We start from the raw sequence: 25670 nt of genomic DNA on the forward strand, positions 1-25670 counted from the left end.
GCCGATCCGGTCTAGGCGCAGTTGCGCGGCGATTCAATCGGCCTTCCTGAACGGTCCCGCGTCGGCGAGGATCTTGCCGAACCGCGCCACATCGGCGCGCTCGTGGTGCAGGTAGTCCTCGATGGCCTTGCGGAAACCCTCATGCGGGATGAAATGGGCCGAATGGGTCGTCACCGGCAGATAGCCGCGCGCCAGCTTGTGTTCGCCCTGCGCGCCCGCTTCGACCACGGCCAGCTTGCGTTCGATCGCGAAATCGATCGCCTGGTGGTAGCAGACCTCGAAATGCAGGAAGCGGTGATGCTCGACACAGCCCCAATGCCGGCCAAAGATCGTGTCGCCGCCGATGAAGTTGATCGCGCCTGCAATGTTGCGGCCGTTTCGACTGGCCATCACAAGCAGGATGTCGTCGGCCATGCGCTCGGCGACAAGCGAGAAGAAGCGCCGGTTGAGATAGGGCCGGCCCCATTTGCGTTCGCCCGTGTCGGTGTAGAAGACGTAGAAATCGTCGAGTGCCGCTTCTGTGATGTCCGAACCGGTCAGCCAGTCGATGGTGATGCCGTTCTCAAGGGCGGTCGCGCGCTCCTTTTTCAGCGCCTTTCGCTTGCGTGAGGACAGGGTTTCCAGGAACTCCGCATAGGAGCCGTAGCCCTTGTTGATGAAATGGAACTGCTGGTCCGTGCGGTGCAGGAAGCCGGCCTCGAGCAGCGCGTCGAGATCGGGCTTTTGCGCAAACGTCACATGCGCCGAGGAGAGACCCAGCCGTTCGGTCAGTTGCGCGATCGCGTTGGCCAGCGCCGCGCGGGCGGCCTCGGCGTTGACGTCGGGGCCGATCAGAAGGCGAGGGCCGGTGGCCGGTGTGAACGGCACCGAAAGTTGCAGCTTGGGATAATAGCGGCCGCCGGCACGCTCCCAGGCGTCGGCCCAGGCATGGTCGAAGACATATTCGCCCTGGCTGTGCGCCTTCAGATAGGCAGGGGCCGCTGCCAGCGCGTTTCCCGCGCCATCTTCAAGCACCAGGTGCTGGCCGTGCCAGCCCGTGTCGGCGATGGCGCAGCCCGCTTCTTCCAGCGCGCTGAGAAAATCATGCCGCATGAACGGGTTGTAGGCCGTACCGTGGGCACGGCTGGTGCCGTCAAATCCGTCCCAGACCGCGCGGGGGACGTCGGCGATGCGCTCGTGAACCCGCACGACATGGGCGGGCTGGCCCTCGGGCGGGGCTGTGGCGGCTGTGGGATCGGTCATCAACCGAGATGTATTGCATCGCAAACGCGCCGCAAGGCGCGGCGGCGATTTTCATGCCGCGTCGGGATCGAACCCTTCAAACGTCATCTGGTCGGCATGGGCACGGGTCAGCGCAACCTGTTCGGGCGTCCGGACCGTCCAGGTGATGACCGGCAGGCCGCGCGCGCGCACCTCGGCGACGAAGGCATTGGGCAGGGCGGCGACCTGATAAGAGACGAAATCGATCCCCGCTTCGAGCTGTGGCCTGTGTTCGGCCAGCGCCGCATTGCTGATGCCCGACGCGGTCAGGCCCAGCGGCACGCCCGTTTCCATGGCGCGAAACGCGTCCAGAAGCGCGTGCTCGAACGACATGATGGCGACTGGCCCGCGATAGCCCGCAACATCGCGCGCGACGGCGCGCGCCAGATCGCCGTTGCGGGCGCCATTGTCCTTCATCTCGATGATGACAGGCACGGTCCCATCGACCAGATCAAGCGTTTCGACGAGCGTCATGATCCGGTCTTCGGTGCCCCCGACGGCGAGATCGCGCAGTTCATCCGCACAGCGGTCCGCGATAGGGCCCGTCGCGCCGGTCAGACGATCCAGCTCCGCATCGTGGAAGACCATCGCAACGCTATCGGCGGACAGTTGCACGTCCAGTTCGATGCCGAACCCGCCGGCGATCGCGGCGCGGAACGCGGACGCGGTGTTCTCCCACCGCGTCCGGTTGTCGTCGTGCAGGCCGCGATGGGCGATGGGCCGCGCGGTCAGAGAGGCGATGTCGGTCATCGGCCCTCGATGATCGCCTCGATCTCGACGGCGGCGTTGAGCGGCAGGCTGGCCATGCCGACCGCCGCGCGCGCGTGCCTTCCCCTGTCGCCCAGCGCTTCGGCCAGAAGGTCCGATGCGCCGTTGGCGACCAGATGCTGCTCGGTGAATCCGGGCGCGGACGCCACGAACACGGAGATCTTGACGATCTTTTCGATGGCCTCGAGGCTGCCGAGCGCGCTTTTCGCCACCGCCAGAATGTTGACCGCGCACCATTTGGCCGCGTCCTGGCCGTCTTCAAGGCTGACATCGGCGCCGACCAGACCCGTCGCGCGCAGTGCGCCGTCCATGAACGGCAACTGCCCGGAGGTGAACACCAGATTGCCGCTGCGCACATAGGGCAGATAGTTCGCCGCCGGCGCGGCAACGTCCGGCACCGTGATGCCCATTTCGGCGAGCCTGGTTTCGATCTGGTCGGTCATGCGTTCTGGTTCCTCCTGTGGCGCGGGGCGGATTTTGCCTCGCTTCTGACAAGACGTTTCCTATAGTGGCGCCAAAAAGGAAAGCGATTCACGATGCCAATCCGCCGAAAAACCCTTGCCGTTTCAGCCGGCCTTCTGGTCGCCGTTGCAACGATGCCCGCGCCCGCCGAGGCCGCCGGCGTCCAACTGGCGCCGCACCGGGCTGTCTACGCGGTCGAACTGGAAGAGGCGTCGGACCGCAGCGGCATCACCGGCATGCGCGGCCGTATCGTCTACGAGTTCCGGGGATCGGCCTGCGAGGGCTACACGACCAATTTCCGCTTCGTCACGCAAATCGCCGCGCGCGCCGGCGGCCGCGTTACCGACCAGCAGACGACGACCTTCGAGGAAGCCGACGGCTCGTCCTTCCGCTTCCTGACCCGCACCTTCGTCGACCAGCGGCCCGACCGCACGATCGAAGGCGTGGCGGCCGTCGAGGACGATGCGACGATCGTCACGCTCAGCGAACCGGAGGAAACCGAGATCCGGCTCGACCCGGCCGCGTTTCCCACCGCGCACATGATCGATCTGATCGAGCGGGCCGCCGCCGGCGAGCGCTTCTACGAAAAGAAGATTTTCGACGGGTCGGACGATGCCGACCGGGTGCTGACCACAACGGTGATCATCGGTCCCGAAAAGACCGAGGACGAGGACGATCCCGATGCGATCGGCGCGGTCGCCGATGCGCCGTTTCGCAACATCTCGGTTGCCTATTTCGACGAGGTGACCGAGGGCGAGGGGCTGCCCGAATACCGGATCGCCTTCAAGATGCACGACAATGGCATCACAAGGTCGCTGGAGATGGACTATGGCGACTTCATGCTGTCGGGCACGATGGAGGAACTGGAACTGTTCGAGGTTGAAGACTGCTCCTGAGAACCCCATCTGACAGGTCTCTTGCCAAGAGGCGGGCTTTGGGCTAAGCGCCCGATCATTCCACACACGGTGCAGGCTGACGACCGGGAGACATCCGGCGGGGCCACCGGTGGCGGGCAACCGCTGACGCGCCGTGGAGGCAGAACCGGAAAGGACCATACGCATGGCAATGCCAGACTATTCCATGCGCCAGCTGCTTGAAGCTGGCGTTCACTTCGGCCACCAGACACACCGCTGGAACCCGAAGATGGCGCGGTACATCTTTGGCGACCGCAACAATGTCCACATCATCGACCTGTCGCAGACGGTGCCGCTGCTTGAGCAGGCGCTCAAGAAAGTGTCCGACACGGTGGCCGGCGGCGGCCGCGTGCTGTTCGTGGGCACCAAGCGCCAGGCTTCTGAAATCGTCGCCGACGCGGCCAAGCGGTCGGCGCAGTACTACGTCAACGCCCGCTGGCTCGGCGGGATGCTGACCAACTGGAAGACGATCTCCAATTCGATCGCGCGCCTGCGCAAGCTCGAGGAGCTTTTGGGCGGCGAGGCCGAGGGCTTCACCAAGAAGGAACGGCTGAACCTCGAGCGCGAGCGCGAAAAGCTCGACCGCGCGCTGGGCGGCATCAAGGACATGGGCGGCATTCCCGACCTGATGTTCGTGATCGACACCAACAAGGAAGCCATCGCCATTCAGGAAGCGCATCGTCTCGGCATTCCGGTCGTCGCGATCATCGATTCCAACTGCGATCCGGACGTGGTCGACCATCCGATCCCGGGCAATGACGATGCCGCGCGCGCCATCTCGCTCTATTGCGACCTGATCGCACGGGCGGCGATCGACGGCATCGAACGCCAGCAGGGCGCTTCGGGCGTCGATGTCGGCGCGCAGGCCGAAGCACCGGCCGAGCCGGCCATCGAGGAGGCTCCGGCTGAAGAGCCGGCGGCGGTCGCCGAAGAGCCTGCACCGGCTGCCGAGGAAGCCGCACCGGCCGAAGAACAGCCGGCCCAGGCCTGACGCAGCGCGATCGGACGCCCGCGGGGGCGTCCCTTCATCGGCGCGTCACACGGACCGGGCAGGGCCGGTTCCACAACGACAATTGGATGACACGCCGTGTCCCGGAGAGCTCCGGGCCGGCATGACGAAAGGCACGACAATGACCATTACAGCCGCATTGGTGAAACAGCTGCGCGACCTGACGGGCGCGGGCATGATGGACTGCAAGAAGGCGCTCACCGAAACCGATGGTGACCTGGATGCGGCGGTCGACTGGCTGCGCACCAAGGGCATCGCCAAGGCCGAGAAGAAATCCGGCCGCACCGCTGCCGAAGGGCTGATCGGGGTCGCCGCATCGGGTACAGACGCCATCGTGGTCGAGGTCAACTCCGAAACCGATTTCGTCGCCCGCAACGACGCGTTCCAGACGCTCGTCGGCGATGTCGCGCAGGTCGCGCTGGGCACGGACGGTTCGGTCGAGGCGGTCGCCGCGGCCGCCTATCCGGGCAGCGACAAGAGCGTTGAGGAAACCATCAAGGACGCCGTCGCGACCATCGGCGAGAACATGAACCTGCGCCGTTCGGCCAAGCTGAGCGTCGGCAGCGGCACGGTCGCGACCTATGTCCACAATGCGGTCAAGACCGATCTGGGCAAGCTGGGCGTGCTGGTCGCCATCGAAACCGGCGGCGATGCCGCTGCGGCGTCGGCGATCGGCCGGCAGATCGCCATGCATGTGGCGGCGACCAATCCGCTGGCCATCGATGTGGCCGATCTGGACCCGGCCGCCATCGAGCGCGAGAAGGCGATCTTTTCCGAGCAGGCCAAGGCATCCGGCAAGCCCGAAAACATCATCGAGAAGATGGTGGAGGGCCGCTTGCGCAAGTTCTACGAGGAAGTCTGCCTTCTCAAGCAGAGCTTCGTGATCAATCCCGACCTGACGGTCGAGCAGGCGCTCAAGGAAGCCGAAAAGGAAATTGGCGCTGAGGCGAAAGTGACCGCTTTCGAACGGTTCGCGCTGGGTGAGGGCGTCGAGAAGGAAGAGAGCGACTTCGCCGCCGAAGTCGCCGCCGCCGCCAAGGGCTGACCGGCCCTTGAGCCTTCGGATCGAAATCGGTCCACACGAGACGGGCACCGCGTGACAAGGCGGTGCCCGTGTTGTATCGGGGCCCAACCGAATCCTGCCGCTGATCCCGAAAATCTGCCCATGTCCGAAGACCTTGCCTACAAGCGTGTCCTGCTGAAAGTGTCCGGCGAGGCGCTGATGGGCAATCAGGGCTTTGGCATCGATGTCGAAGTTGCCGACCGGATCGCCAGCGACGTCAAGCAGGCGGTCGACATGGGCGTGCAGGTCGCCATCGTGATCGGCGGCGGCAACATCTTCCGCGGGGTCGCGGTGGCCTCGCGCGGCGGCGACCGGGTGACCGGCGACCATATGGGCATGCTGGCAACCGTCATCAATTCGCTGGCGCTGCGCACTTCGCTGGTCAAGAGCGGACTGGATGCCGTGGTGTTGTCAGCCATTGCGATGCCGCAATTGTGCGAAAGCTTCTCGCAACGCAAGGCGATGTGGAACATCGAACAGGGCAGGGTGGTTGTCTTTGCGGGGGGCACGGGAAATCCCTATTTCACGACCGATTCGGCTGCGGCGCTCAGGGCCGCCGAAATCGGCGCGGACGCGCTGTTGAAGGGCACGCAGGTGGACGGCATCTATTCGGCCGATCCCAAGCTCGATCCGGCGGCCGAGCGCTATGAATGTCTGACGCATGCGCAGGTCATTGAAAAGGGCTTGAATGTCATGGACATAGCGGCGGTTGCGCTGACCCGCGAGAACCGGATTCCCATCGTCGTGTTTTCGATTCACGAAAAGGGCGGCCTGGCCGCCATCGTCAAGGGACGCGGCCGTTCGACCGTTGTCCGCGAGCAATAGTTCATCTGCCCGTTCCGGAGGAAGCAGTGTCATGAGTGAGTATGATCTTGCCGATCTGACCCGCCGCATGGAAGGCGCGATCACATCGTTCAAAAGCGATCTTGGCGGTCTGCGCACCGGCCGCGCTTCGGCCTCGCTGCTCGACCCCATCACTGTGGAAGCCTATGGCAGCGCGATGCCGATCAACCAGGTCGCCAACGTCACCGTGCCCGAGCCGCGCATGCTGGCGGTCAATGTTTGGGACAAGTCCATGGTCGGGGCCGTCGAAAAGGCGATCCGCGAGTCGAGCCTCGGCCTCAACCCGATGACCGACGGCACCACCGTGCGCGTCCCGCTGCCCGAACTGAACGAGGAGCGGCGGCGCGAACTGGTCAAGGTTGCCCACCAATATGCGGAAAACGCCCGGATAGCTGTGCGCCACGTGCGCCGCGACGGCATGGACACCTTGAAAAAGCTCGAAAAAGACGGCGAGATCGGTCAGGACGAGGGACGGTCGGAATCGGACGCCGTGCAGAAGCAGACCGACACATACATCACGCGTATCGACGAGTTGCTGGCCGAGAAAGAAGCCGAAATCCTTCAGGTGTAACCGCCGCGGCCGCAGGCGCAACGAATCGGGCGCCCGGCGTCCCCAAAGGAGATGTACGTGCTGTCCAAAGCGCCCGCTGACACGATCCTCGGTCCCGAACATGTCGCCATCATCATGGACGGCAACGGCCGCTGGGCCACCGCGCGCTCCATGCCGCGTACTTTCGGCCACAGGGCAGGCGTGGAAGCGGTGCGCCGCACGGTGCGCGCCGCGCCCAGGCACGGCATCCGGCACCTGACGCTCTACGCGTTTTCGTCGGAGAACTGGTCTCGACCGCCTGAAGAGGTGCGCGATCTTCTGGGTCTGCTGCGGCTTTACATCCACCGCGACCTGGCGGAGCTGGCGGCAAACGGGGTTTGCATCCGCATCATCGGCAGCCGTGAAGGGCTCAAGCCCGACATTCTCGACCTGATCGAACGTGCCGAATCGCGCACGCGCGGCAATGTCCGGCTCAACCTCAACATCGCCTTCAACTATGGTGCGCGCGACGAATTGCTGCGCGCGGCGCAAAAGCTGATCGACACGGCGCGCCTGACGCCCGATTGCGAGCGGCGCCTGACGAGCGCCGATGTCAGCGGCGCGCTCGACACGGCCGGACTGCCCGATCCGGATCTGATCATCCGCACCAGCGGCGAAATGCGGCTGTCCAATTTCCTGCTCTGGCAGGCGGCCTATGCCGAATTGGTGTTCCTCGACTGCATGTGGCCCGATTTCGACGAAGACCAGCTTGTGCAGGCGCTCGAGGAATATCGCGGCCGGGAACGCCGTTATGGCGCGGTGACGCCGGCGCGCGACGTCGCCCTATGAGCAACCTCGCCGCCCGGGTCTGGTCCGGCGTGGTGCTGGGAGCGATCTTCATCGCCGTCACGATTGCCGGCGGAACGCCTTTCGTGATGTTCATCACGCTGATCGCCGCCATCTTCTGGGTCGAATGGACCGACATGAAGATGCCCGGCAGCGACGACCGGCTGCAACCGGTTGGCATTCTGGGCTTGATCGCACTGGCGGTCGTCATCCTGTTTGCGCCGCCGGCTGCCAAGACACTGCTTCTGCTCGCCGTTTTGGCCTTGTTCGCCGTTGCGGCCGTCGGCCTCAAGGACAGACGAGCGATTGGCGGGTTCGTCTATGCGGCGCTGCTTCTGACCAGTCTGGGCCTTTTGCGGGGCGATTGGGGCTTCGAGCCGGGCTTGGCGGCCATCATCTTCCTGGTCGCCGTGGTCTGGGCCACCGATATCGGCGCCTATTTCGTCGGACGCCGGGTAGGCGGGCCGAAGCTGGCGCCGCGCGTCTCACCCAACAAGACGATCTCCGGCGCGCTCGGCGGGCTCGCCTCGGCCGTTGCCGCAGCGCTCTTGGTCGATGCGCTGTTCGGCGTCAGCAGCTTTTGGGCGGCAATCGGACTGGCGCTGGTCCTGTCGACCCTGTCGCAGGCCGGCGACCTGTTTGAATCGTGGATCAAGCGGCGCGCCGGCGTCAAGGACTCAGGCCGCGTGATCCCCGGCCATGGCGGCGTCATGGATCGAGTCGATGGTCTTGTTTTCGCCGCGATTGGCCTATGGTTTGCCAGTGCGCTGCGCGCCGGCATCGACCAGCCCGCCCTTGCCTTTTTCTGACCGACAGCGGAGACCCGATGTTTGACTTCCTGACCGGACTCGTCGCGACGGACGGCTTCATCATCGGCATTGCCGTGCCGTTCCTGTTCGTTCTGACGGTCGTCATCTTCTTTCACGAACTGGGCCACTATCTCGTCGGCCGCTGGTGCGGAATCGGCGCCAAGGTGTTCTCGGTCGGCTTCGGCCCCGAACTTTTCGGCTTTGACGATCGCCACGGAACACGCTGGCGGCTGTCAGCGATCCCGCTCGGCGGTTATGTGAAGTTCGTCGGAGACATGAACGCGGCCTCGGCGTCGGCGACGATGGATGACGCGCTGACCGAAGCGGAACGGGCCCGGGCCTTCCACACCAAGAGCGTCTGGCGCCGCGCGGCGACCGTGTTTGCCGGTCCGGCCGCCAACTTCATCCTTGCAATCGTCATCTTCGCATTCGTCCTGGCCGTGTTCGGACGCGTCGTCGCCGATCCTGTGGTGGCCGAGGTTCGTGCCGGCAGCGCGGCCGAAGCCGCGGGCCTTGAAGCCGGCGACCGCTTCGTCAGTCTCGACGGCCAGCCCGTTGCGAGTTTCTCCGACGTGCAGCGTTATGTGGCGCCCCGCGCCGGCAGCCCGATCGCCATGGTCGTCGATCGCGACGGCCAGTCCATCGACCTGACCATCACACCCGAACGGCTCGAGATCGAGGACCGGTTCGGCAACAGGATCGAGCAGGGTGTGATCGGCGTCGTCAACAACCCCGAGGCGGGACGGTATCGCACCGAAACCTATCCGCCGCTGCAGGCCGTCTGGCTGGGCGTTCAGGAGACCGGTTATGTGATCTCGCGTACCGGCGGATATCTGGCCGGCGTCATCACCGGGCGCGAGAGCGCCGACCAGATCGGCGGCCCGATTCGCGTGGCGCAGGTGTCGGGGCAGGTGGCGACACTCGGCTTCATCGCCCTTTTGAACCTGACGGCGATTCTGTCGGTCTCGATCGGGCTGTTGAACCTTTTGCCTGTGCCGGTGCTCGATGGCGGGCACCTGATGTTCTATGCCTATGAGGCGGTGCGCGGAAAGCCGCTGTCGGAGGTGGCTCAGGAATATGGCTATCGGATCGGATTCGCGCTCGTTCTGGGCCTGATGGTGTTTGCGACCTGGAACGACATCACGATTCTTTTCGGAAATGGCTAGAACGTTACGCGTATCGTCATGTCGCATGCTTGACCCGCGCGATGAGGGCATTTCGTTTACCATAAGAGCCGGTCGTGCGTTGCGAAAACGTCACTAAACGGCACAAGCTAAACGCTTTTTAACCCTACTGCTTGCGTGTGGGACAAAAGCCTGCAATACGGATTTCGACGCTTTGAGTGAACTATCTGGTCTGGCTCGGACCCAAGCAGATTGGGGACAATACCGCATGAAAGCGGCTCCTAGATTTTTGAGCGCCGTGTCGGCTGCCGCGCTGGCTTTGACGCCGGCCGTCGGCGGTGCGATCGCCGTGCAGACGCTGACGATGGCAAGCGCGCAGGCAGCTGTGGTGAACGCGATTTCGGTTCGCGGAAACCAGCGTGTCGCCGAGCAGACGATTGCCGATTTCGTCGGATATCAGCCCGGCAGGAACTTCACTGATTCCGATGTCAACGACGCGGTGCGGGCGCTGTTCCGTTCGGGACTGTTCTCGAACGTCTCGGTCGTGCGCTCGGGCTCGACGCTCGTCGTAACGGTGGAGGAATTCGCCACCGTCAACCAGGTTCTTTTCCAGGGCAATCGGCGTCTCGACGATGACCGTCTGCGCGGCGTGGTGCAACTCGCCCCCCGCGCGCGATTCGATCAGGACACGCTGGACGCCGATGTCGAAGCGATCGTGGAAGCGTACAGCCGCACCGGACGGAGCGACATCACGGTCGATGCCAGCGTCGTCGATCTGGGTGAGAACCGCGTCAACGTCATCTTTCAGGTTGTCGAGGGCGACCGCACGAAGATCTCGCGCATCAACTTCACCGGCAACAACGCTTTCGGAGACCGGCGCCTGCAGGCCGTCATCACGACCAAGCAGTCCAACCCGCTGTCTTTCCTGACGCGCAACGATGTCTATGACGATCAGCGTCTGGCTGCCGACGAAGAGCGCCTGCGGCGCTTTTACTTCAACCGCGGCTATGCCGATTTCCGGGTCATCTCCTCGTCCGCCGATGTCGATCCGTCATCCGGCAACATCGTCATCAACATCGAGGTGGATGAGGGCGACCGCTACACGTTCGGCAACATCGAGATCGACAGCACCGTCACCGGCGTCGATCCGCAATCGCTGACGAGCACGATCCAGACCCGTTCGGGTCGCGTCTACAGCGCCGTCGATGTCGAGGATACGCTGATCGACATGTCCGAGCGATTGGCTGGCGCGGGCTTCCCGTTCGCCGAGGTCACGCCGGTCGGCAACCGCAATTTCGACAATCGCACGATCGATGTCACCTACATCGTCGACCAGGGTCAGCGCGCCTTCATCGAGCGCATCGAGATCGCCGGCAACACGCGCACGCGCGACTATGTCATCCGCCGCGAGTTCGACCTGGCCGAAGGCGATGCCTTCAACCAGATCCTGATTCGCAGGGCGCAGCGCCGGCTGGAGGCTTTGGACTTCTTCTCGACCGTGTCGATAAGCACACGTCCCGGCTCGTCGCCCGACCGCGTCATTGTCGTCGTACAGGTCGAGGAAAAGCCGACCGGCGAATTCGGCGCAGGTGTCGGCTACACCACCGGCGGCCAGGACGAGGGCGTCAATCTGGAAGGTTCGATCACCGAACGCAACTTCCTTGGCCGCGGCCAGGCCATTCGCATCGGCATCGGCGGCAGCCAGAACTCGCGCACCTACAACATCTCTTTCACCGAGCCCTATTTTCTGGGCTATCGCGTGGCTGCAACCGGCAACGTGTTCCAGAACCGGCGCGACTTCGGAGACTATGAAGAGGTGGCCACAGGCGGTTCGGTGAGCTTTGGCCTGCCCCTGACAGACGATCTGACGGCCACTGCCGGCTATTCCTACTCGCAGACCGCCTTCAATGCGGACGGTGCCGATTGTACCGATTTGCCGGGGGATCCGGACGCCAACTGTAGCGCGCCCGGCTATGTTCAGACGCGGATCGCCAGCGGTCGTGACCGGATCAAGTCGTCGGTCTCCTACGGCCTGATCTACAACACGATCGACGACCGCAACGATCCGCGCAGCGGTCTCTTTGTCAGGGCGATCCAGGAAGTGGCCGGTCTTGGCGGCGACGCCCGCTTCGTCCGCTCGACGGTTGATGCATCCTATTATGTGACCGTGTCCGAAGATGCCGAAGTCGTCGGCCTTTTGAGTGCCGGCGCTGGCAACGTTACGGGCATTGGTCGGACGGTCGAGGGGTTCGACCAGTTCCAATTGGGTCAGCGGCGCATTCGCGGCTTCTCCTATAACGGTATCGGCCCGACCGATGCGGCGGGCAACTTCATCGGCGGAAAGACCTATTTCAACGCCACCGCTGAAGTTCAGTTCCCGCTGCCGGCATTCCCGCGCGATCTTGGCTTCAAGGGCGCCCTGTTTGCCGATGCGGCAACCCTGTTCGGCTCCGACGTAGCCGGCGCCATGAACACCAACATGGAATGGCGTGCGTCGGCCGGTCTCAGCGTGATCTGGCAATCGCCGTTTGCGCCGCTGCGCTTCGACTATGCCTGGCCGCTGGCCAAACAGGCGCACGACAAGGAGCAGCGCTTCAGCTTCTCGGTGTCGTCCGCCTTCTGACGATGTGATCGCCCGGCACGAGGACAGGTCCAAGCGCCGGGCGTCCTGATTGGTGCCGGTTTTGGCAATTGATCCGCATTTTCACCCTTCCGACCTGCCGCTTCCGCTGAAAGCGGTGGCAGCGCTTGGCGGTCTTGCAGTGCCCGACGGCGCCGCCAGTGACGCCGTCGTCACCACGCTTGCGCCCGCCTCGGCGCCCGTGAAAGGAAGCCTGGTCTTCATCGAGAGCGCCCGCAACGTCGCGCTCGATACGCTAGGCCTGTGCAGCGCCGTGATCGGACCCGCCGATCTGGCCGGACTTTTGCCCGAGGGCCCCGTCCATCTTGCGGCCAATGCGCCGCGGCACGCCTTTCAGGATATTGCGCTGGCGCTTTTTGCGGACAGCATTGGCGACGCGGTGGCCATCGCCGATCCGGCCACGGCGCTCCACCCCTCATCGGGCGCGACCGTTTCGTCCACAGCGCGCCTCGAGGACGGCGTGATCCTGGCGCCGGGTGCCGTCATCGGTGACGATGTGGAGATCGGTGCGGGCACCATCGTCGGCGCCAATGCGGTCATTGCGCGCGGGTGCCGCATCGGCCGCAACGGCCGCATCGGTGCGGGCGCGAGCCTGCAATACGCCTTGCTTGGCGACCGGGTGCAGATACTGCCTGGCGCGGCGATCGGCCAGGACGGGTTCGGCTATGTGCCGCGCGCCGACGGCCTGCGCAAGATGCCGCAGCTCGGCCGTGTCGTCATACAGGACGATGTCGAGATCGGCGCAAACACGGCGATCGACCGGGGCACGCTGGGCGACACGGTGATCGGGCAGGGCACGAAAATCGACAATCTGGTGCAGATCGCCCACAATGTGCGGATCGGCATGCACACGGTGATCGCCGGCCATTGCGGCATTTCGGGCAGCGTGACCATCGGCGACCAGTGCATGCTGGGCGGCGGTGTCGGCGTCGCCGACCAGATCGTCATCGGCGACCGGGTTCAGATTGCGGGCGGCGCCGGCGTGATGGACAACATTCCGTCGGGCGAGCGCTGGGGCGGTTCTCCCGCCAAGCCGGCCAGAGACGCACTGCGCGAAGTGCTGGCATTGCGCCGGCTTGCCAATGACCGTAAGAGGTCGGCTCAATCCGATTAACGCAAGGGCTTCCGCTTCTTGGCATGACACACACCTCCGTGGACGAGGCGCTCGACACCGCCGATCTCGCCGACATTCTAAAGGCGCTGCCGCATCGCTATCCGATGCTGCTGGTCGACCGTATCGTCAACATTGACGGACTGGATTCGGCGGTCGGCATCAAGAACGTCACCTACAACGAGCCCCATTTCATGGGCCACTTCCCCGGCAATCCGATCATGCCGGGCGTCCTGATCATCGAGGGCCTGGCCCAGACCGCCGGCGCGATCGGCATCAAGAGCCTGGGCATGGACAAGCCGGCGCTCGTCTACTTCATGTCGATCGACAAGGCCAAGTTCCGAAAACCCGTCGTGCCGGGCGATGTGCTGGAATACCATGTCCGGCTGATCAAGCGGCGCGGCTCGATCTGCCGCTATGAGTGCATCGCGAAGGTCGCCGGCGACACGGTTGCCGAAGCCGAACTGACGGCCATGCTCTCGCCGAACGATGCCAAGCGCGGAGGCGGGCTCTGAGATGGACGCGCAATCGACATTCGTTCACCCCACCGCATTGGTCGAGACCGGGGCGACCCTGGGCGCAAACGTGCGCATCGGCCCGTTCTGCCACGTCGGCTCGGAGGTCACGCTCGGCGACGATGTCGCTCTGATGAGCCATGTATCGGTCACCGGCCCGACCGTGCTGGGCGCCGGATGCACCGTGCATCCCCATGCGGTGCTGGGCGGTGCGCCGCAAAACACCGCCTATAAGGGCGAACCGACGAAGCTGGTCATCGGCAGGAACGTCACGATCCGCGAAGGTGTGACCATGCACCGCGGCACCGGCAATGCGCGCGGCGAGACCGTCGTCGGCGACGATTGCATGTTCCTGGCCTATTCTCACGTCGCCCATGACTGCGTCATCGGGCAGCGCGTGACGTTCGCCAACAATGTGATGATCGGCGGCCATGTGACGATCGGCGATCATGTGATCGTCGGCGGCGGCGGTGCCATCCACCAGTTCTGCACCATCGGCAACAACGCCTTCATCGGCGGGCTGACGGGCGTCGCCCATGACGTCATTCCCTACGGTCTTGCGATGGGCAGCCGGGCCTATCTGAGCGGCCTCAATCTTGTCGGCCTCAAACGCTCGGGCATGGACCGGGCCGACATCACGGCCATCCGCCATGCCTATCGCGACCTGTTTGCGGACAATGGCCGCTCGGTCAGGGAAAACGCCGAGGGGCTGGTCGATGCCTATGCCGGCATCGAACCGGTGCAGCAGATGGCGCGCTTCGTGCTCGACGGCGCCAAGCGGCATCTGACGACGCCGCTGAGCGGCGCCGATGCGCGCCGCGCGGAAAACCACGCGGGATAAGACATGGTCCGGGCTCCGCAGGATGGGTCCGGTGCGCCCCTTGCCATCATCGCCGGGGGCGGGCAGGTTCCGCTGCATCTGGCCCGATCGCTGTCGGACAAGAACGTTCCGTTCGTTGTCGTCATGCTCGAAGGCGACGCGGATCCGGCGCTGGCCGAATACGAGCATATCGCCGTCAACACCGCCGAACTGAGCCGATTCAAGCGCTACATGCTCGATCGTGGGGTCGAAAAGGTCACTTTGGTCGGCACGGTGAAGGGCCGGCCCGACATCGGCCTGTTCCGCCCCGACTGGACGACGCTGCGCCTGATCGCACGGATCGTGCGCGCGCTCGGCAAGGGCGACGATGCGCTGCTGCGCGCGGTTGTGGCGATGATGGAGGATGGCGGACTGACGGTGGTCGGCGCGCACGAGATCGAGCCCGATCTGCTGGCGCCCGCCGCCCGGCTTGGAAAGGTTTCCGTGCCCAAGAGCCAGCAAGCCGCCATCGAGGCCGGAATCGTCGCCGCCAATGCGCTTGGCGCGCTCGATGCCGGGCAGGCGGTCGTCGTGCTTGGAACCCGCGTGGTCGCGCTCGAAGGCGCCGAGGGCACCGATGCGATGCTGCAACGGGTTGCGGACCTGCGCGCCATCGGCCGGCTGGGCCGGCGCAAGGGCGGCGTGCTCGTCAAACTGCGCAAGCCCGGCCAGGACATCCGTGTCGACATGCCGACAATCGGACGCAACACGGTCGCCGGCGCCGCGTCCGCCGGCCTTGCCGGCATTGCGGTGCATGGCGAAAACACGCTGGTGATGGACCGCCAGACAACGATAGCGGATGCCGACGCCGCCGGTCTCTTTCTGGTCGGTCTCGATCCGCACGCCGTCGAACGGACATGGACCGGGGAGCACACGCGGTGAGCCATGACAAGCGCAACGGCCCGCTGATCGGCATCGTGGCCGGCGAACCGTCCGGCCAGCTTCTCGCGGCCGACCTGATCGCCGCGCTAAACGCGCGGCTGGGTACGCCCGTGCGCCTGGTCGGTGTCGGCGGCCCGCCACTCCAAACCCATGGGCTCGCATCGCTTTTCGACCCGGACGAGATCGCGCTGATGGGGCTGACCAGTGTGGTCCGCGCCCTTCCGCGTCTCGCCCGCCGTATCGGGCAGACCGCAAACGCGTTGATCGCCGCTCGGCCCGACTGCCTGATCGTCGTCGACAGCCCGGACTTTTCGTTGAGGGTCGCAAAGCGGGTCAAGAAGCGCCTGCCGGACCTGCCAGTCGTCAAATATGTCGCGCCGACGGTCTGGGCATGGCGGCCGGGCAGGGCCCCGGCGATGCGCGCCCATGTGGACCATGTCCTGTCCATCCTGCCGTTCGAGCCGGCGGTGATGGCCGAACTGGGCGGACCGGAAACCCATTATGTCGGGCACCGGCTGATGGCGGACGACGCGCTGCAGCGCTGCTGGGACGCCAACACGGCGCGAACCGCGCGCGCCGATGGCTCAACGGTCAATCTGCTGCTGCTGCCGGGATCGCGCCGGTCGGAGGTGCGCGCGCTGCTCGATGACTTTCGCCAGGCGGTCGACATCATGCGCGAGCGCGGCAATGCGCTGTCGATCACGCTGCCCACATTGCCGCATCTGGAGCGGCAGGTGCGCGATCATGTGCTGGGTTGGCCCGATGTCGTCCGGGTCACGACCGGGCGCGACGCCCAGATCGAGGCGTACGGGACGGCCGATGTGGCGATTGCGGCGTCCGGCACCGTGCTGCTCGAACTGGCGTTGGCCGGCGTGCCGGCGATCTCCTGTTATCGCTCCGATCCGCTGATCCGCCGGGTCGCCGAGCGGTTGTTGACGACATGGTCGGCGGCGCTGCCCAACCTCATCGCCGACAGGGTCGTGATCAACGAATACTATGACGAGATGATCCGGCCCGGAATGCTGGCGCGGCTGGCCGAGGAACTGGCCGACCCGGCCGGCTCACGCCGGGCCACGGTCATGGCGGGCTATCACACCGTGCGCGACCGGATGCAGGTAAACGAGCCGCCGAGCAGCAAGGCCGCGGCGATCGTGGCCGATATTCTCGAAGGCCACAGCCGCGCATGAAAAAAGCCCGCGTCGCATGACGCCGCGGGCCTTGTTTCCGGTACCATAGACGCTCAGCGCTTGGACAGCGGCACGTAATCGCGCTGCACTTCGCCCGTGTAGAGCTGACGCGGCCGGCCGATCTTCTGGCCCGGATCCTCGATCATCTCCTTCCACTGGGCGATCCAGCCGACAGTGCGCGCGAGCGCGAAAAGGACGGTGAACATATTGGTGGGGAAGCCGAGCGCCTTGAGCGTGATGCCCGAATAGAAATCGATGTTCGGATAAAGCTTCTTTTCGATGAAATATTCGTCGGTCAGCGCCATTTGTTCAAGCTCCATGGCAACCTCGAGCATCGGGTCGTCCTTGATGCCCAGTTCGCCCAGAACCTCGTGCGTGGTCTTCTGCATGATCTTGGCGCGCGGATCGTAATTCTTGTAGACGCGGTGGCCGAAGCCCATCAGGCGGAACGGATCGTCCTTGTCCTTGGCGCGGGCGACGAATTCCGGAATGCGGTCGGCGCTGCCGATCTCGGCCAGCATGTTCAGCGCCGCCTCATTGGCGCCGCCATGGGCCGGACCCCAGAGGCAGGCAATGCCCGCAGCGATGCAGGCGAACGGGTTGGCGCCGGACGAGCCGGCGAGCCGCACGGTCGAGGTCGATGCGTTCTGCTCATGGTCGGCGTGCAGGATGAAGATGCGGTCCATCGCGCGGGCCAGCACCGGGTTGACCTGATACTCCTCGCAAGGCACGGCGAAGCACATGCGCAGGAAGTTGGACGCATAGTCCAGATCGTTCTTGGGATAAACGAAGGGCTGGCCGATCGAGTACTTGTAGGCCATGGCCGCGATCGTCGGCATCTTGGCGATCATGCGCAGGCTTGCGACCATGCGCTGATGCTCGTCGGAAATGTCGGTGGAGTCATGATAGAAGGCCGACAGGGCGCCGACCACGCCGCACATGATGGCCATCGGATGCGCATCGCGGCGGAATCCGGTGAAGAACCGGTTCATCTGCTCATGGACCATGGTGTGGTGCGTCACGCGGAAGTCGAAATCTTCCTTCTGCACCTTGGTCGGCAGATCGCCGTAGAGCAGCAGGTAACAGGTTTCCAGAAAGTCGCCATGCTCGGCGAGCTGGTCGATCGGATAGCCGCGATGCAGCAGCACGCCCTCGTCGCCGTCGATGAAGGTGATCTTGGATTCGCACGATGCGGTCGAGGTGAAGCCCGGATCGTAGGTGAACTTGCCGGTCTCGGCGTAGAGCCTTGAGATATCGACGACATCGGGCCCCACAGAGCCCGAGCGGACTTCAAAGGAGTGGTCGGTGCCTTCAACGTTCAGGGTTGCACTCTTGTCGGTCATGGCCTCTCCTTCAATCGCTTCTCGTCTAGAAACCCGGGCCCGATTTTGCGTTGCATCAAAACCGGTTCGGGCGGATCGTTGCGGCCTAGCTAGCCCATTTGCCCCGGAGTGCCAAGCTAGCCCAAAGCCCTATTTGTGCATTGCACAAGTCACATTCGCGTCGGTGCGTCACGCCATCACGTCGGCGATCCGCGCCAGTGATTCCTCGCGCCCCAGAACGGCGAGCACGTCGAACACGCCCGGCGAGGTGGCGCGGCCCGTGAGCGCCGCGCGCAACGGCTGGGCGACCTTGCCAAGCTTCAGTTCGCGGCTTTCGGCAAAGGTGCGCACCGCCGCATCGAGCGTATCGGCCTGCCAGTCGTCGACGGCCGACAGCGCCGCATGGGCACCGGTGAGAAGCGCGCGCGCATCGGCGTCGAGAATGCCGGCCGCCTTGTCGTCGAACGAAAGCGGCCGGGCATCGAAAAGGTAGGCGGCGCTGTCGACGAGCTGCACCAGCGTCCTGGCGCGCTCCTTCAGTCCCGGCATGGCGGCAAGAAGCTGCGCGCGCCGGCCCTCGTCGGCGAGCTTGGCGATCAGGTCGGCCCCGCCCTCGATATGCGGCAGCAGCACACCGATCTGTTCGAGCAGGTGGGCGTCGTCCGCATGGCGGATATGGTGGCCGTTGAGCGCCTCGAGCTTGGCAATGTCGAACCGCGCCGCGCCCTTGTTGACGTCGGCGATGTCGAACCATTCGATCATCTGTTCGGTCGACATGATCTCGTCGTCGCCATGGCTCCAGCCCAGGCGCGCCAGATAGTTGCGCAGCGCCTCGGGCAGATAGCCCATCGCGCGATAGGCTTCGGCGCCCAGCGCGCCGTGGCGCTTGGAGAGTTTGGCGCCGTCGGGACCGTGGATCAGCGGAATGTGCGCCATGACCGGCACGTCCCAGCCCATGTGACCGTAGATGATCTGCTGGCGGGCCGCGTTGGTCAGATGGTCGTCGCCGCGAATGACGTGGGTGACGCCCATGTCGTGATCGTCCACAACGACGGCGAGCATGTAGGTCGGCGTGCCGTCCGAGCGCAAAATGACGAAATCGTCGAGATCGGCGTTGGGAAAGCGCACATCGCCCTGCACCTGGTCGCGCACGATGGTTTCGCCGTCGCGCGGCGCCTTGATGCGGATGACCGGATCGACGCCTGCGGGCGCCTCGGAGGGATCGCGGTCGCGCCAGCGGCCGTCATAACGCGGCGGGCGGCCTTCGGCGCGGGCGGTCTCGCGCATCTGCGTCAATTCTTCCGGGCTGGCATAGCAGCGATAGGCGTGGCCTTCGGCGAGAAGCTGGTCGGCGATCTCCGCGTGCCGGCCGGCGCGCGCGAACTGGGAGACAGGTTCGCCCTGCCAGCCAAGTCCGAGCCAGGTCAGCCCGTCGATGATCGCATCGACAGCCTCGGGCGTCGAGCGGGCTCGGTCGGTATCCTCGATCCGCAACAGCATCGTGCCGCCGGTGTGCTGCGCGTAAAGCCAGTTGAACAGCGCCGTGCGCGCCCCGCCAATATGCAGGAAGCCGGTGGGCGAGGGGGCAAAGCGCGTGACAACGCCGCTCGTCATGGAAAGCTCCGGTCATGGTGGCTTTTGGCCGCGCGATTGCGGCGGCCCTGGGTGCGCCGCGCGGGGCGTGCGTTCTCGTACCACACAATCGCCAACTTGCAAGCGCGCCGCCGCCGCCGCACACTCGGCGCCGACGGCGGTCAAGGCACCTCCGCAAGGGTGAGCGCGTGACGGGTTCGGGTGAGGCAGGCGCACGGCACCGACGGGGCGAAACGTCCGAAAGGGACGAGCGCCGCGCCTTTGACTTCGCGCCCTTGTTGCCGGACGAACTGCGCGCACCGCCGGCAGCCGAAAGCCAAACCGCAGCGCCGCCGTTCCCGGTCGAGCGCGATCCGGATCAACCGCCGACGATACGTCGAGCCAACCCGACGCACCTTGCCCTGAAGGCGCTGAAGGAGAGGTTTCCGGCGGCACTGGCCGAGGAAGCCGATTTCGGCACGCCGTTCCTCTTCGTGCCGGTCTTGCTGCTGGCCGGCGCGGCCGCCTATTTCGCGCTTCCGGCGGAACCGGCACCCCACAATCTGCCGCTGGCGCTGGGTCTTGCGGCGCTGCTGTGGTGGCTGGCTGGCCGGCGGTCGCGGATGGCGGCCCGGATTTGTCTGGCCGCGCTCATCGTGCTGGTCGGCATGGCGACCGCGCAGTGGCACACCATGGCGCGCGGCACGCAGATGCTCGGCTCCGCCGTCACCACTCATCTGACCGGCCGGATCGTGCGCATCGAAACCCGCGCCAACGGATCGGTGCGCTATACGCTCGATGTGCTGGAGACGGCACGCCCCGCATTGCGCCATGTGCCGGACCGTCTGCGCGTCACCACCCGCAGCCCTGCAGGCAATGTACGCGTCGGCGACGGGCTGAAGGGCGTGGCGCGGCTTTTTCCGCTGTCGGGACCGGCGCGGCCGGGCGGTTATGATTTCGCCTTTCACGGCTATTTCGCCGGCCATGGGGCCAACGGCTTCTTCTATGGCGCACCGGACCGGGTGGCCGTCAAAGCTCCTGACGGCGTGCGGGCACGCCTCGCCGGCCGTCTGCAAAATGCGCGCTTGTGGCTCGGCGACCGCATCCGGTCCGCCGCGCCGGGCGAGGCAGGCTCCGTGTCCGCCGCGCTCGTCAATGGCGACAAGTCGGGCATTCCGGAGCCTGTCAACGAGGCGCTGCGCGTCTCGGGGCTTGCGCACATATTGACGATTTCCGGGCTGCACATGGCGCTGGTCGCCGGCACGGTGATGATGACGCTCCGCGCGATTCTTGCCCTGTCGGGCCCGGTGGCTTCGGCCCATACGGTGAAGAAATATGCGGCGAGCGCGGCCTTTGCGGCGATCTTCGTCTATCTGTTCCTCGCCGGCGCTGGTGTGGCGACCCAGCGATCCTTCGTCATGCTGGCGGTGATGCTCGGCGCGCTGATGCTCGACAGGACGGCGATCAGCAAGCGCAACCTCGCCATCGCGGCGATCATCGTCATCGCCGTCGCGCCGGCCAGTGTCGTCGGGCCGAGCTTTCACATGTCGTTTGCCGCGACGCTGGCGCTGATAGCGCTCTATGACGGCTGGAACCGCGCCCGGATTGCACGGGCACGGCAGCGCGGCGATACGCCAATCCAAAGCGGGACCGCGGCGGCCGCGGCCAACGCTTGGCGGTTCGTGGCAGCCCTTGCGGCCACTTCGATCGTCGCAGGCGCCGCCAGCGGGCTTTATGCGGCCTATCATTTCCAGCGCGTGGCTGTCCTCGGCCTGGTGACCAATCTGGCCGCGATGCCGATCGTCTCGTTCCTGACCATGCCGCTGGCGATATTGGCAACGCTCGCCATCCCGTTCGGCATCGACGGGCCGATCTATGCGGCGATGGCAGCGAGCGCCGGCTGGATCCTGTCCATCGCGCAATGGGTCGCCGAACGGTCTCCCGACGGGATGGTCGGCGCCATGTCCGCGGGCACCATGCTGGCGGCGACGGTGGCGCTGGCCTGGCTGTGCCTGTTCCGCACTTGGCTGCGCTGGGCGGCGATCCTGCCCGCATGCGTCGCGATCGTGCTTGCCCGGCAGGGCGAACTGCCGATCGCTGTCATCTCCGAGGACGGCAGGCAGATGGCGATGATCGGCGACGATGGCACGCTGCGCGTCAACCGTGCGCGGCCGAACGGGTTCATCCTCGAACAATGGCAGATGGCCTATGCGGCGCGGACGGTGACCATGCCCGTCTCCGTCGATGATCCATTCACCGAGGCTCCTGACGGCACTGGACGGGAAAGCGCGATGCGCTGCAACGGGACGGTTTGCATGGCAAATGTGCGCCACGCATCCGGCGCTTCGGTCGATATCGCGATCCTCACGGAACCGGCGGACGGACCGTTGAGCGGGGGTGAACTGTGCCGGCGCTTCGATCTGATCGTGCTGGCCTATGCGCCATCAACTGCGCACTGCAACGACGGCACGCTGGTGCTGACGGCGCAGACGCTTGCCCTGCAAGGCAGCGCGGAGATCCTGGTCGGCACCGATGCCTCTGGCGAACCGAAACTGACGGCGCGCCACGCGATCGGCGCATCCTTGCGGCCCTGGCACGATCACCGTCGATGGAGCCGGGCGGCCCGCAATCTTGCGGAGCGGCAATAGCCCCCGCTGCAAGCCATACCGGGCGTCCGCCATCCGGCGCTTGGCGCCATCGGGCTGGCCCCGGACGTCAGTAGCGCCGGACGAGACCGACCAGCCGCCCCTGTATCCGCACCCGGTCGGGCCCGAAAATGCGGGTCTCATAGGCCGGGTTGGCCGCTTCCAGCGCAATCGAGGCGCCCTTGCGGCGGAAACGTTTGAGGGTGGCTTCCTCGTCATCGACCAGAGCGACGACGATCTCGCCGGGATTGGCCGTGTCGGTGCGTTTGATCACCACCGTGTCGCCATCGAGAATGCCGGCATGGATCATCGAATCGCCCTCGACATCGAGCGCGTAGTGTTCGCCCTTGCCCATCATGTCGGGCGGCACGACCAGCGACCGTGTCTGGTTCTCGATCGCGGAAATCGGAACGCCGGCGGCGATCTTGCCCATCACCGGAACGCTGAAATCGTCATTGGCGCCATCGGGCGCCTCGCGCGGCGGAGCGGCGGGAACGGACGGGGCGGCGGGCCGGCCAAGACCGCCCTCGACCACGCTCGGCGAAAAGCGCTGGCGCACCTGGTTGATCGGCTGCATCGCCTCGGGCAGCTTGATCACCTCGAGCGCCCGCGCCCGGTTGGGCAGGCGGCGGATGAAGCCGCGCTCCTCGAGCGCGGTGATCAGCCGGTGGATGCCGGACTTCGACGCCAAATCCAGCGCCTCCTTCATTTCGTCGAAGGATGGCGGGACGCCGGTCTCCTTGAGCCGTTCATTGATGAACATCAGGAGGTCGAGTTGTTTGCGTGTCAGCATGGCGAATCCGGAAACAAACGAAAACAAATGTCGAACAGACGTTAACTGTTCCATTTGTGTTCCGCAAGGGATAAAATCCGGTTAACGCCTGCAATGCTGCGTGCAGTCGTGTCGAACGCCGGCGGCGCAGCGGCGATGTCAGTCGCGCGGGCGCACCATCAGGCCGAACGACAGGGCGGTGGCGCCGGTCAGCACGGTGACGGCGGTGGCGATGGCGTAGATCGTGATCATGACGGTTCTCCCAACAGGCACAATGACTGTGTTTGTGCCGGTGAAAACGCGCGGGCGATGTGATAGGTTGCACACGGCGATGCGTTTTCACGGTTCGAGGGAGTGGATGATGGCCGGTCCGGGGCGATTGTTATGCGCAACCGCGCTTGCCACGCTGGGGCTGACCGGCGCGGCGTCGGCGACGGCAAGCGTCGCCTGCACCGGTATCGACGATCCCGGAACGTCCGTTCTGCTGACGCTTGGACGTGTGCCGGTGCTGGCTGTGGTCAATGCGGTTATCGAAGCGGACGGCACGGTCTATGCAACCAATCCGCCGGAGGGCGAGGATGCCGAAACGATCCTGTTCGGGCAGGGCTATACGAGTTCCGAGCGCCTTTGGGCGGATTTCACCGATCCCAATGTCGAGGAGATCCTGATCACGCTGCGTCTCGAGCGCGCGTTCGAGGACAAGGCCGGCGCGGAAGCCGGAATTTTGCGGATCGTCGGACAGGGCGTCTATGCGGTGACCTGCGAAACCGGCTGACGCGCGCCGTCGTCGCCGATCATGAAGGCTTGCTGCCCGCCGAAAAGGCTTTGCAGGCGCGCCGCTTTTTTCCTACACGCACCCGATGAGCAAACGTTCGGCCATCTATGCGGGCTCCTTCGACCCGTTGACCAACGGGCACCTGTCCGTGCTGCGGGCCGGTCTCGCGCTGTTCGACCGCGTGACGGTCGCCATCGGCACCCATGCCGGCAAGAAAGGCCTGTTCGCTTTCGATGAGCGCGAAAGCCTGATCCGCGCCGCGCTGGACGAGGCGGGCCTTGCCGGCGACCGGGTGTCGGTAACCGCGTTCGACGGGCTGGTGGTCGATGCGGCTCGCGCGGCGGGCGCGGTCGCCATGCTGCGTGGCCTGCGCGATTCCACCGATTATGCCTATGAGATGCAGATGGCCGGCATGAACACGGCCATGGCGCCGGACATCGAGACCGTGTTCGTGCCCGCGGCGGCCGAAACCCGTCCCATCGCCGCCACATTGGTGCGCCAGATCGCCGCCATGGGCGGCGATGTGTCGCCCTTCGTTCCCGGCCCGGTGGAAGAAGCGCTCAAGGCGCGGTTTGCCGGCTGATCGAAAGCTGACACGAAAAGAGGCTCCTTCATGCGTTTGACACGACGAATTGTGCTGGCCGCCACCGCCGCGCTCGGCCTGACCGGCGCGACGGTTTCGATATCGATGGCCGAGGCCGATCCATCGGACACGATGGTCATCACGCTCAAGGATGGCGAGGTGCGCGTCGCGCTCAGGCCCGATCTGGCGCCGAAGCATGTCGAACAGATCAAGACGCTGGTGCGCCAGGGCGCCTACGACAATGTCGCCTTTCACCGCGTCATCGACGGCTTCATGGCGCAGACCGGCGACGTCCAGTTCGGCGACATGGAAGACGGGTTCAGCCTGCGCCGCGCCGGCACCGGCGGCTCCGACCTGCCGGACCTTCCGGCCGAGTTCTCGGGCGAGCCCTTCATGCGCGGCGTCGTCGGCATGGCCCGCTCGCAGAGCCCGAACTCGGCCAATTCCCAGTTCTTCATCATGTTCGACGAGGGCCGTTTTCTCGACGGCCAGTACACGGTCGTCGGCAGCGTCGTCAGCGGCATGGAATATGTCGACAACATCACGCGCGGCTCGCAGGCGCAGAACGGCGCCGTCGCCGACCCCGACCGCATGATCAAGGTCGAGATGGCCGATCAGTAGTCACACGATTTCAAGGAGAGGATATCCCATTGGCTTACAAGGACCCCGAGAACACGCTCGTCATGGAAACCACCAAGGGCGAAGTCGTGATCGAGATGAAGCCCGATCTGGCCCCCGGTCATGTCGCGCGCATCAAGGAACTGGTGCGCGCGGGCGACTATGACGGCGTGGTCTTCCACCGCGTCATTGACGGCTTCATGGCGCAGACCGGCGATGTGCGTTTCGGCAAGAAGGGCGGCGCCCATTTCGATCCCGGCCGCGCCGGCATGGGCGGCTCGTCCAAGCCCGATCTCAAGGCCGAATTCTCCGGCGCCAACCATGGCCGCGGCACCTGCTCGATGGCCCGCGCCCAAAACCCCAATTCGGCGAACTCGCAATTCTTCATCTGTTTCGAGGACGCCTCGTTCCTCGACAATCAGTACACGGTCTGGGGCGAGGTGATCGAAGGCATGGACAATGTCGACCAGATCAAGCGCGGCGAGCCGGTGCAGGATCCTGATTCGATCGTCTCGATGAAGGTCGCGGCAGACCTTTGATAGCGGCCGTCGTGCGTCTTGC

25 protein-coding genes are annotated in these 25670 nt (G+C 65.2%); 19 read left to right on the forward strand and 6 right to left on the reverse strand.

Annotated elements, in window-relative coordinates; translation table 11 throughout:
* Window positions 1–33: 33 nt before the first annotated feature.
* From DEM25_RS02195 to DEM25_RS02205, 3 genes are read right to left on the reverse strand one after another with little or no spacing between them, the layout of a single operon-like run.
* The gene (locus tag DEM25_RS02195) at window positions 34–1242 is read right to left on the reverse strand and encodes a GNAT family N-acetyltransferase (protein WP_109767169.1); all 1209 of its coding nucleotides are present in this window, start codon (window positions 1240–1242) and stop codon (window positions 34–36) included.
* A 51-nt stretch (window positions 1243–1293) separates the two neighbouring features.
* Window positions 1294–2010 carry a glycerophosphodiester phosphodiesterase family protein gene (locus DEM25_RS02200; protein ID WP_109767168.1) on the reverse strand — a complete coding sequence of 239 codons (717 nt, stop codon included), beginning with the start codon at window positions 2008–2010 and terminating at the stop codon, window positions 1294–1296.
* Window positions 2007–2471 carry a RidA family protein gene (locus tag DEM25_RS02205; protein WP_109767167.1) on the reverse strand — a complete coding sequence of 155 codons (465 nt, stop codon included), beginning with the start codon at window positions 2469–2471 and terminating at the stop codon, window positions 2007–2009. The genes DEM25_RS02200 and DEM25_RS02205 overlap by 4 nt, the downstream gene beginning before the upstream one ends.
* 93 nt (window positions 2472–2564) lie before the next feature.
* Here DEM25_RS02205 and DEM25_RS02210 point away from each other — a divergent pair, with 93 nt between their 5' ends.
* The 14 genes from DEM25_RS02210 to lpxB all read left to right on the forward strand — a co-directional run bounded on the left by DEM25_RS02210 (window position 2565) and on the right by lpxB (window position 16822).
* On the forward strand, window positions 2565–3386 hold the full coding sequence (locus DEM25_RS02210) for a cell envelope integrity EipB family protein (RefSeq protein WP_109767166.1): 822 nt from the start codon (window positions 2565–2567) through the stop codon (window positions 3384–3386).
* 163 nt (window positions 3387–3549) lie between these two features.
* Complete coding sequence (gene rpsB, locus DEM25_RS02215; RefSeq protein ID WP_109767165.1) at window positions 3550–4395, forward strand: 30S ribosomal protein S2; 846 nt, start codon at window positions 3550–3552, stop codon at window positions 4393–4395.
* A gap of 139 nt (window positions 4396–4534) precedes the next feature.
* Entirely contained in the window at window positions 4535–5458 is a 924-nt protein-coding gene (tsf, locus tag DEM25_RS02220; RefSeq protein ID WP_109767216.1) for a translation elongation factor Ts, read from the forward strand.
* 120 nt (window positions 5459–5578) lie between these two features.
* Window positions 5579–6301 (forward strand): UMP kinase, encoded by a 723-nt coding sequence (pyrH, locus tag DEM25_RS02225; RefSeq protein ID WP_109767164.1) that lies wholly within the window; start codon window positions 5579–5581, stop codon window positions 6299–6301.
* A 31-nt stretch (window positions 6302–6332) separates the two neighbouring features.
* A complete protein-coding gene (gene frr, locus DEM25_RS02230) occupies window positions 6333–6890 on the forward strand; it encodes a ribosome recycling factor (protein ID WP_109767163.1) in 558 nt (185 codons plus the stop codon).
* 51 nt (window positions 6891–6941) lie between these two features.
* Window positions 6942–7697, forward strand: coding sequence for an isoprenyl transferase (locus DEM25_RS02235; RefSeq protein WP_420578761.1), 756 nt, complete (start codon window positions 6942–6944; stop codon window positions 7695–7697).
* Complete coding sequence (locus tag DEM25_RS02240) at window positions 7694–8503, forward strand: phosphatidate cytidylyltransferase (protein ID WP_109767162.1); 810 nt, start codon at window positions 7694–7696, stop codon at window positions 8501–8503. Before DEM25_RS02235 ends, DEM25_RS02240 begins: the two co-directional genes overlap by 4 nt.
* A gap of 17 nt (window positions 8504–8520) precedes the next feature.
* Window positions 8521–9669: an RIP metalloprotease RseP gene (gene rseP, locus DEM25_RS02245; RefSeq protein WP_109767161.1), complete on the forward strand. Its 1149-nt coding sequence runs from the start codon at window positions 8521–8523 to the stop codon at window positions 9667–9669.
* Between the two features lie 226 nt (window positions 9670–9895).
* Entirely contained in the window at window positions 9896–12250 is a 2355-nt protein-coding gene (gene bamA, locus DEM25_RS02250; RefSeq protein WP_109767160.1) for an outer membrane protein assembly factor BamA, read from the forward strand.
* 61 nt (window positions 12251–12311) lie between these two features.
* The gene (gene lpxD, locus DEM25_RS02255; protein WP_245412728.1) at window positions 12312–13382 is read left to right on the forward strand and encodes a UDP-3-O-(3-hydroxymyristoyl)glucosamine N-acyltransferase; all 1071 of its coding nucleotides are present in this window, start codon (window positions 12312–12314) and stop codon (window positions 13380–13382) included.
* Window positions 13383–13405: 23 nt separating this feature from the next.
* Complete coding sequence (fabZ, locus tag DEM25_RS02260) at window positions 13406–13894, forward strand: 3-hydroxyacyl-ACP dehydratase FabZ (RefSeq protein WP_109767159.1); 489 nt, start codon at window positions 13406–13408, stop codon at window positions 13892–13894.
* Window position 13895: 1 nt separating this feature from the next.
* A complete protein-coding gene (lpxA, locus tag DEM25_RS02265; RefSeq protein WP_109767158.1) occupies window positions 13896–14735 on the forward strand; it encodes an acyl-ACP--UDP-N-acetylglucosamine O-acyltransferase in 840 nt (279 codons plus the stop codon).
* 3 nt (window positions 14736–14738) lie between these two features.
* Window positions 14739–15635, forward strand: a complete 897-nt coding sequence (locus DEM25_RS02270; protein ID WP_109767157.1) for an LpxI family protein — start codon at window positions 14739–14741, stop codon at window positions 15633–15635.
* Window positions 15632–16822, forward strand: a complete 1191-nt coding sequence (lpxB, locus tag DEM25_RS02275; protein WP_245412729.1) for a lipid-A-disaccharide synthase — start codon at window positions 15632–15634, stop codon at window positions 16820–16822. The genes DEM25_RS02270 and lpxB overlap by 4 nt, the downstream gene beginning before the upstream one ends.
* A gap of 53 nt (window positions 16823–16875) precedes the next feature.
* On the opposite strand, the gene gltA is transcribed toward lpxB, so the two are convergent.
* Window positions 16876–18165 carry a citrate synthase gene (gene gltA / locus DEM25_RS02280; protein WP_109767155.1) on the reverse strand — a complete coding sequence of 430 codons (1290 nt, stop codon included), beginning with the start codon at window positions 18163–18165 and terminating at the stop codon, window positions 16876–16878.
* Window positions 18166–18333: 168 nt separating this feature from the next.
* Window positions 18334–19758, reverse strand: coding sequence for a glutamate--tRNA ligase (gene gltX, locus DEM25_RS02285; RefSeq protein ID WP_109767154.1), 1425 nt, complete (start codon window positions 19756–19758; stop codon window positions 18334–18336).
* Between the two features lie 167 nt (window positions 19759–19925).
* Between gltX and DEM25_RS02290 the strand changes: the two genes are divergently transcribed.
* The gene (locus DEM25_RS02290) at window positions 19926–22364 is read left to right on the forward strand and encodes a ComEC/Rec2 family competence protein (protein WP_158585139.1); all 2439 of its coding nucleotides are present in this window, start codon (window positions 19926–19928) and stop codon (window positions 22362–22364) included.
* 67 nt (window positions 22365–22431) lie between these two features.
* Here the strand turns inward: DEM25_RS02290 and lexA are convergent, their stop codons facing one another.
* Window positions 22432–23154 carry a transcriptional repressor LexA gene (gene lexA / locus DEM25_RS02295; RefSeq protein ID WP_109767213.1) on the reverse strand — a complete coding sequence of 241 codons (723 nt, stop codon included), beginning with the start codon at window positions 23152–23154 and terminating at the stop codon, window positions 22432–22434.
* Between the two features lie 340 nt (window positions 23155–23494).
* On the opposite strand from lexA, the gene DEM25_RS02300 reads away from it, so the two are divergent.
* From DEM25_RS02300 to DEM25_RS02315, 4 genes are all read left to right on the forward strand, one after another.
* Window positions 23495–23908, forward strand: a complete 414-nt coding sequence (locus DEM25_RS02300; protein ID WP_147393260.1) for a hypothetical protein — start codon at window positions 23495–23497, stop codon at window positions 23906–23908.
* An 85-nt stretch (window positions 23909–23993) separates the two neighbouring features.
* Window positions 23994–24491 carry a pantetheine-phosphate adenylyltransferase gene (gene coaD / locus DEM25_RS02305; RefSeq protein ID WP_109767151.1) on the forward strand — a complete coding sequence of 166 codons (498 nt, stop codon included), beginning with the start codon at window positions 23994–23996 and terminating at the stop codon, window positions 24489–24491.
* A gap of 30 nt (window positions 24492–24521) precedes the next feature.
* Complete coding sequence (locus tag DEM25_RS02310) at window positions 24522–25112, forward strand: peptidylprolyl isomerase (RefSeq protein ID WP_109767150.1); 591 nt, start codon at window positions 24522–24524, stop codon at window positions 25110–25112.
* 29 nt (window positions 25113–25141) lie between these two features.
* Window positions 25142–25648: a peptidylprolyl isomerase gene (locus DEM25_RS02315; protein WP_196780243.1), complete on the forward strand. Its 507-nt coding sequence runs from the start codon at window positions 25142–25144 to the stop codon at window positions 25646–25648.
* The last annotated feature ends 22 nt before the right edge of the window (window positions 25649–25670 follow it).

This window comes from Oceaniradius stylonematis (genome assembly GCF_003149475.2).
GTDB lineage: Bacteria > Pseudomonadota > Alphaproteobacteria > Rhizobiales > Rhizobiaceae > Roseitalea > Roseitalea stylonematis.